This window comes from bacterium (assembly GCA_021372775.1).
Lineage (GTDB): Bacteria > Acidobacteriota > Polarisedimenticolia > J045 > J045 > JAJFTU01.
In genome coordinates this window covers 1-7,414 of the sequence record JAJFTU010000348.1, presented here as the reverse complement: position 1 = coordinate 7,414, position 7,414 = coordinate 1, and the positions used below count along the sequence as shown (strand labels likewise).

Annotated in this window: 5 protein-coding genes and 1 tRNA gene; 2 read left to right on the top strand and 4 right to left on the bottom strand. The window is 74.7% G+C overall.

Annotated features, from left to right (window positions below; translation table 11 throughout):
* Positions 1 to 462 precede the first annotated feature (462 nt).
* Positions 463 to 1,284: an RNA methyltransferase gene (locus LLG88_11625; protein ID MCE5247549.1), complete on the top strand. Its 822-nt coding sequence runs from the start codon at positions 463 to 465 to the stop codon at positions 1,282 to 1,284.
* Positions 1,285 to 1,327: 43 nt separating this feature from the next.
* On the opposite strand, the gene LLG88_11620 is transcribed toward LLG88_11625, so the two are convergent.
* The 3 genes from LLG88_11620 to LLG88_11610 form a co-directional block, all read right to left on the bottom strand.
* On the bottom strand, positions 1,328 to 3,655 hold the full coding sequence (locus tag LLG88_11620) for a PAS domain-containing protein (protein MCE5247548.1): 2,328 nt from the start codon (positions 3,653 to 3,655) through the stop codon (positions 1,328 to 1,330).
* 151 nt (positions 3,656 to 3,806) lie between these two features.
* Positions 3,807 to 4,496, bottom strand: coding sequence for a PilZ domain-containing protein (locus LLG88_11615; GenBank protein MCE5247547.1), 690 nt, complete (start codon positions 4,494 to 4,496; stop codon positions 3,807 to 3,809).
* A 161-nt stretch (positions 4,497 to 4,657) separates the two neighbouring features.
* A tRNA-Gly gene (locus tag LLG88_11610) sits at positions 4,658 to 4,733 on the bottom strand.
* A gap of 102 nt (positions 4,734 to 4,835) precedes the next feature.
* On the opposite strand from LLG88_11610, the gene LLG88_11605 reads away from it, so the two are divergent.
* On the top strand, positions 4,836 to 5,654 hold the full coding sequence (locus LLG88_11605; GenBank protein MCE5247546.1) for a DUF1338 domain-containing protein: 819 nt from the start codon (positions 4,836 to 4,838) through the stop codon (positions 5,652 to 5,654).
* Positions 5,655 to 5,712: 58 nt separating this feature from the next.
* Here LLG88_11605 and LLG88_11600 read toward each other — a convergent pair whose 3' ends face one another.
* Positions 5,713 to 7,107 carry a sigma-54 dependent transcriptional regulator gene (locus LLG88_11600; protein ID MCE5247545.1) on the bottom strand — a complete coding sequence of 465 codons (1,395 nt, stop codon included), beginning with the start codon at positions 7,105 to 7,107 and terminating at the stop codon, positions 5,713 to 5,715.
* Between the last annotated feature and the right edge of the window lie 307 nt (positions 7,108 to 7,414).

Genomic DNA, 7,414 nt, shown 5'->3' with positions numbered 1-7,414 from the left:
CCGGGCAACGGCTGCGCCGCCGCCCCCGCCGCCCGACGTGCTGTCGTTTTTGGTCGAGCGCGTTGATGGTCGTCCGCGAGGGGATGGTCACTCTTGGATGGCCCGTGCATCTTGCATGGCCTCGCGCCGCGGCCGTGGTTCGCGGTCGTCGGGACGCGTCGCGCGTCGCGGCGTCAGGGCGCGTGTCCATGGATGGTCGCGCGCCGCGCGACGGGGGGCGGCGGCTCCGCGACGGGTCAATGCTCCGCCGCCGCCCCCCGCCGCACGACGCGATTGTCGTTTTCGGCTCCGCTCTCCGGGCGCGGCGATGGCGACGGGCGTTGCGACGGGGACCGGGCGCCGCGATGGCGCAGGGCGCGCAGGGGAAGCAGGCGCGTGGGGGCGTCGGTTGATGGAGGGGCGCGGGTCGGCGACACTCGGGGGCGCGCGACGCGTCGCGCGCCAGCAGACGGAGCACACTCGATGCCGAATCCCGCGTACGCCGCAGCGCCCCGCAGCCTCGCCCAAGAGATGCGGGAACTCGCGCGCGATCCCGCCGCCCGCCGCGAGGCGCGGTTGTTCCTCGTCGAAGGGCCGCGCGGCGTCGCCGAGGCGCTCGACGCGGGCGCCGTCGTCCGCTGGATCGTCGTCGCCGACGACAGGGCCGACGCGAAGGAGAGCGCGCGCCTTCTCGCCGGGGCCGCGCGCCGCGGCGCCCTGACGTACACGATGGGAGCGGACAAGCTCGCCCGTTCCGCGCCGTCCGAGAAAGGGCCGGGACTCGTCGCGGCCTGCGAACTTCCCGAGGGCGCCGACGATCCGCGCGACGCGCTGCGGCGCGCCGCCGGCGGCGTCGTCGTCGTCTCGTGGGGGCTGCAGAACCCCGGCAACGCGGGGACGATCGTGCGCGGCGCCGCGGCGTTCGGCGCGGGCGCCTACGTCGCGGTCGCCGGCGCCGACCCGTGGGGACCGAAGGCGGTCCGCGCCTCGGCCGGCGCGATTCACCGGCTGCCGGCCGCCCGCGCGCTCCACGCCGACCGCTTCGCCGAGGAGCTGCTCGCCGGAGACCGGCGCCTCGTCGCCGCCGTCGCGCGCGGCGGCGCCGATCCGTCCGCGATCGACTGGTCCGGATCGCCCGCGCTGCTGATCGGCGCCGAGGTCGCGGGGCTTCCTCCCGCGCTGGAGGCGGCCGCGGTCCGCGCGACGATCCCGACGACCGGCGCCGTCGAGTCGCTCTCCGCGCCGATGGCGGCGACGCTGCTTCTCGCCGCCGCCTTCGACGCGCGCCGCCGTCAGGCGCGCTGACCCGCCGCGCGCCGAGGACGAAACGCGCCGCGCCGACGGCGGGCTACGCCGAGGCGCGCGTCTCCGCGTCCCGCTCCTCGACGCCCGGCGTCGCCGGGGCCCCGGACTCGCCCTCCGCCGACGCCGCCGCTCCCGCCGGCTCCCGCGGCCAGACGACGCGGAACGACGTGCCCCGCCCGAGAACGCTCTCGACGTCCGCCGCGCCGCCGTGGCGCGTCACCACGCGCCGCACCGTCGCAAGCCCGACGCCCGATCCGGGCGTGCCGACCGCGCCCCGCCCGCGGTAGTACCGCTCCCAGATCCGCGGCACCTCGTCGGCGGGAATGCCGATGCCGTTGTCCGCGACCTCGAAGACGAACGTCCCCTCCGGCCCGGACTGCAGCGTCGCCACGATCCGCCCGCCGTCGCGCGTGAACTTCACCGCGTTGCTGAGCAGATTGTCGAAGACGGTCCGCAGGGCGCCCGGCTCGGCCGGCACGTCGCCGCCGACCTCGCCGATCCGCGTCTCCACTTGGATCCGGCGGCGGCGCGCCTCGCCCGAAAAGCGCTCGACCGACTCGGCGAGGGCCCGCCGCGGATCGTCGGGGCGCACGTCGAGCGGCCCGTCCGCCGCGGGACGCGCCATCTCCACCACGTCGCCGACCATCTTCAGCACGCGGTCGATGCTGCGCAGCGCGGCGTCCACGACGCGGCGCCGCTCCTCGCTCACCTTCCCCAGCCGCCCCTCGAGCACCAACTGCGAGTAGCCGCGGATCGAGACGAGCGGCGATTGAAGCTCGTGCGCGACGTCGCCGAGCAGCCGCGCCCGCGACCGCTCGAGGTCGGCGAGCTCCGTCCGCGCGTGGTCGAGCTGCGCCCCCTTGGCCGCGAGATCGTTCTCCAGCCGCTCCGCCGCCTCGCGCGCCTGGGCCAGCGAAGCCCGGGCGCGGGAGATCTTCGCCGCGTCCTGCTCGAGCTCGTTGTCCACGTCCATGATCTGCGCCGCGCCCCGCGCCACGACGACCCGCCCGAGCAGTTCGCCGCGGCCGCCGCGCACCGGCGCGAAGGCGACGTCCACCGAGCCGCCGCGCATCCCCGCCAGCTCGAGCGTGCCGACGTGGCCGCTCTCCGGGGCCGCCTCGGCCTGCGCGCAAAGCGCCTCGAAGGCCGCCGGATCCTTGAACAGCTTCGCCGCGGCGGCGCGCACGTGCGCCGCCGGCGCCCCGTGCAGCCCCGCCGGGTCGAGTTCCAGCCCCTGCAGCAGTTGCCGGTTGACGGCCGCGACCCGCCACGCGGCGTCGGCGTAGGCCGGCGCGGCCAAGAGCAGCACGGCGTCGCCGACGGCGTCGAGGACCGCGGCGAGGCGCGCCTCGGCGACCCGCGCGAGCAGCGCGTACCGCCGCTCCTCGCCGAGGTCGCGCACGATCAACGCCGCCGCGCGGCGGTTCTCGAACCAGACCGGCGCGGCGAGGAGCTCCGCCTCCATCGGGGCCAGGCCGGAGCCGCTCGGCGCGAGGCGGCAGGTGATCGCGTCGAGGATCTCCCCCGCCGCGGCGCGCGCGCAGGCGTCGATCACGACCGGCAGCTCCTCCGGCGCGACGAGGTCCGCGAGCCCGATCATGTCCACCGTCTCGCCGAACCAGTTGCGGGCCTGCGGGTTGGCCTCGACGATCCGCCCGTCGCTGACGACGAGCACGCCGTCCGGCAGGTAGGAGAGGATCGCCCAGTACCGCTCCAGCTTGATCTGCGGGACTTCGTCGATCCGCATGTCGGCGTGGACCGAGAGATGGAGCGCGAGACGCCCCTCGGCGCCCGGCAGCCACGTCGCCTGCGCCGTCGCCGGAACCTCGCCCGACGCGCCGACGAACGACAGGTCGGCCGTGAACGGCGCCCGCCCGCGACGCCGCTCCGCGGCGAGGCTGGCGAGGTCGCGGAAGCTCTCCGGCGCGAGCACGTCGGCCGCGGAACGTCCCTCGAGCTCCCCCTCGCTCGTCCCGAGCAGGCGGGCCGCGCCGCGGCTCGCCGCGGCGACCATCATGTCCTGGTCGAAGACGATCGCCCCCGCCCCGTCGCCGCCGCTCGACGCCTCGGCGAGGAGCGCGACCCTAAGGCCGCGCCGACCGAAGCGGGAGGCGAGGGCGCGGGCGGCGTCGCCGAGCTTGTCGGCCAGCGGCGCGAGACGCTCGTCGCGCGGGATCTCCGCCGCGACGTCGCCGAACTCGCCGCGGGCGAGGCGCTCCACGTCCTCCTCCAGCGCCGCGAGCCCGTCGGGCCGCCGCCTCCGGGCGGCCCAGAAGCCGGCCCCGAAGAGCGCCGCGCCAACGAAGGCGGCGAAGAGTCCCGGAAGCAAAGCGGCGACGTCGGCCAACGGCAGGCCTGCCAGCACGTGCATCGACGAACTCCCTGCTCGGCGCGGGCAACGCCGCGCCGGACCGCCCCCGGTCGGATCCCCTCCCCGCGGCGCGCGCGACGGTCCCGCGGACCGGCGCCTCGCCGCACGCACTCAATTTAGCCCGATCTTGAACGTTTTGGGGCGACTTAAGTCAGCCAGTCGGGCCGACCGTCCGCACAAAGCGGGACAACTGCACGCCGATCGCCGGTTCCAGACCGACGAACGACACCCCGACCCCCGCCTCCCCGGGACGGAGATGCCCGCGGCGGACGACCTCGACGCCGAGCTCGAAACGGCGGCCGCCGGCCTCGAACAGCATCCGCCCCCGCTCGCCCGCCGCCGCCGCGCAGTCCGCGACGAGGAAGGCGCCGGAGAGGGACAGGTCGCGGCAGGCGCCGTGGACGTGGTCCCGACCGACCGACAGCTCGACCGGCAGGTCCACGCGGCGCCGGAGGGCGATCCGGTCCTTGAGCCGCAGGACCCGCAGGAACGCCTCGCGCAGCTCGAACCTGGTGAACGGGCGCGGCACGAAGACGTCGGCCCCCGCCTCGCGGCTCCGCTCCCGGTTGAGCCCGATGCCGATGTAGATGATCCCGACGCCGCTGGTGAGCGGGTTCGAGCGGAGGCGGCGGCAGAGGTCGAGGGCGTAGGGGCAGGCGTCCCCTTCGCCGACGACCAGCGCGGCCGGCCGCAGGTCGGCCACGAACTGTTCGATGTCCGCCCCGGCCGGCGGCACGATGATCTCGAGGTCCGCCCGTTCCAGCGCGGAACCTTCGACCTCGGCCAACAAGCGGGGATCGTCGACCAGCAGCACGCGCGTCATGAGCTTTGGACTCTCCATGTCCCCGAACGCAGGACGCCGCGACCTCGTGGGTCCGAATGTACGCATCCCGCGCCGGTCCCGCATCCGGATCCCGCCGGTTCGAAGACAGCGTACGCGAGTCGCCGCGCGCCGAGGCGTTCGTCGTCGGGAAATTTCGCGGAAAGTGGGAGGCCGGACATTGGAGCGGGCGACGGGATTCGAACCCGCGACCCTAAGCTTGGGAAGCTTATGCTCTACCAACTGAGCTACGCCCGCTCTCGCCCCAAGCGAGCGTGGAGATTATCGCGCCGTGTCGCGGCGCGCAAGCGCGGTATGCTTCCCTACCGCGCCCGCGAACGGGCGCGCCGGAGGCTTGCCGTGACCCAACCGACGTTGGACGAACTGTTCGCCTTCTTCTGGCGCGACTTCTGCTCCACGACGCCCGACGCGCTGCGGATCCACCACCTCCTCGAGGAACGCGGCGAGACGGTCGCCAACGACCACGTCGCCTTCCGCACGTTCAACATCGGGCCGCTGGCGCTCGAGTCGGTCGCCTCGGTCTTCGCCCGTCTGGGGTACATGCCGAGCGGCGAGTACCGCTTCGAGGAGAAGAAGCTCCGCGCGATGTCGTTCCGCCGGCCTTCCGGCGCCTACCCGCACGTCTTCGTCTCCGAGCTGCTGACCGAGGAGTTCAGCGAAGAGCTGGCCAAGATCGTCCGGGGGCTCGTCGCCCACGTGCCGGAGAGCCTCTGGGGCTCCCCCGAGCTGTTCACGAACCTGCCGACCTGGCCGCGCGTCTCCTACCTCGCCTACCGGCGCCTGCTCGAGGAATCGGAGTACGCCGGCTGGCTGGCCGCCTTCGGCCTGCGCGTCAACCACTTCACCGTCTCCGTCAACGCGCTCAAGTCGTTCGCCTCGCTGGAGGCGCTCGACGAGCACCTCGTCCGCTCCGGCTTCCGGCTCAACGAATCGGGGGGCGCGATCAAGGGATCGCCGCGCGACCTGCTCGAGCAGTCCTCGACCCTCGCCTGCCGCGTCGAGTGGGAGTTCGCCGGCGGCGACCGCCGGGTGATCCCGAGCTGCTACTACGAGTTCGCCAAGCGGTACGTGGACCCGGCGACCGGCGAGCTCTATCCCGGCTTCGTCGCCAAGAGCGCGGACAAGATCTTCGAGTCGACCGACACCCGCTGGAAGTAGCGGGGCGCCGCGCGGACGCGGATCGAGGCGCCGCCGGGACTCCGGCGGCGCTTTCGTCTCAGCGGGTCAGCGCCAGTTCGTAGCGGCGGATCTTGGCGTAGAGCGTCGCGCGCGTGACCCCGAGCAGCTGCGCCGACCGCTTCACGTTGCCGTTCGTCGCCGCGAGGACGCGCCGGATCACGATCTCCTCGACCTCGGCGAGGTTGAAGGTCTCGATCTTCAGCGCCCCGTCCACCGGAGGAGGCGCGCCGCGCAGGTCGGGCGGCAGGTCGTCCACGTCCACCAAAGGCCCCGCCGCGAGCACGGCGGCCCGCTCCACGGCGTTCTCGAGCTCCCGCACGTTCCCCGGCCACGGCGCGCGGCAGAGGATCTGCTGCGCCTTCTCGGTGAAGCCGTCGAGCCGCTTGCCGCAGGCCGCCGCGTTCCGGTCGAGGAACCGCTTCGCGAGCACGAGCACGTCGTCCGCGCGCTCGCGCAGCGCCGGCAGGTGGATCGGGATGACGCCGAGCCGCAGGTAGAGGTCCTCGCGGAACCGGCCCTCCCGCACCTCCGCGGCCAGATCGCGCTCGGTCGAGGCGACGAAGCGCGCGTCCACCGGCAGCGGGTCGTCGCCGCCGACCGGCGTCGCCGCGCGGTCCTGCACCGCGCGGAGCAGCTTGATCTGCGTCGCCGCCGGCAGGTCGGCGACCTCGTCGAGAAAGAGCGTTCCGCCGTCCGCGCGGCGCAGCGCCCCGACGCGCGCCCTGGCGGCGCCGGAGAACGCCCCCTCGACGTGGCCGAACAGCTCGCGCTCGACCTCCGCGCCGCCGAAGGCGGAGCAATTGAAGTGGACGAACGGCCCGCCGGCGCGCGGACTGCGGCGGTGGATCGCCGCGGCGGCGCGCGCCTTTCCCGTCCCCGGCTCGCCGTCGAGCAGCACCGAGCTGTGGGCGGGGGCGACGGTCCGCACGAGGCTCAGGACGCGCTGCATCCGCGGGTTCGGTCCGACCAGCTCGTCGAACTCGTCGAGCGTTCCCTCGCGCGCCTCGTCGCGCGGCTCGGGCGCCGGCTCGCCGGCCGGAGCGCGCTCCGACGAAGGCTCGCCTCGCCCTTCGAGCGCGCGCCCCACGGTGCGCGAGAGGTCCGCCGCCGACGACGAGCGAGGAATTGCGCCGAAGGCGCCGGCGCGCAGCGCGAGCAGCGCGTCGTCCGGGGCGCCGTCCTCGGTGACGAGGAGCGCGGGAAGCTGCGGCGAGAGCTCGCGGGAGCGGGCGACCAAGGTCGGCCCGTCCATCGACGACAGGTCGGCGTCGGCGATCAGCAGGTCGAACCGCTTCTGGCCCACGAGCCGCAGCGCCGCGGGCCCGTCGCTCGCCGCCTCGGCCGTGTACCCGGCGTCGGCGAGGGCGCTGGCCAGCGCTTCGAGCGCGCTTGGATCGTCGTCGACGAGCAACACACGGCCCGCGTCCGCCATCCCGCCTCCAAAGGATATGTCGCGCCGATCCCACTTCCGCTCGGCGTCAAACTTATCGGGCGGACTGTATGAATCCTTGACCCTCGGGCGGCGCGAGGCCGGCTGGAAACTGCACGCCGCGGCAGGAGCGGAGAGGTTCGGACGCCGGCGGACCGCCGACAATGTCGGCCCGGGACGCGACGACGCGCCCCCTCCCGCGGAGAGGGCGCGTCCCCGGACTGCCCGTCGATCAGAACGAGGCGAGGCCGCGGCGATCCGGATCCTCGGCCGGGACGGCGCCGAAGCGCGGCCCCGCCGGCGCCGCGGC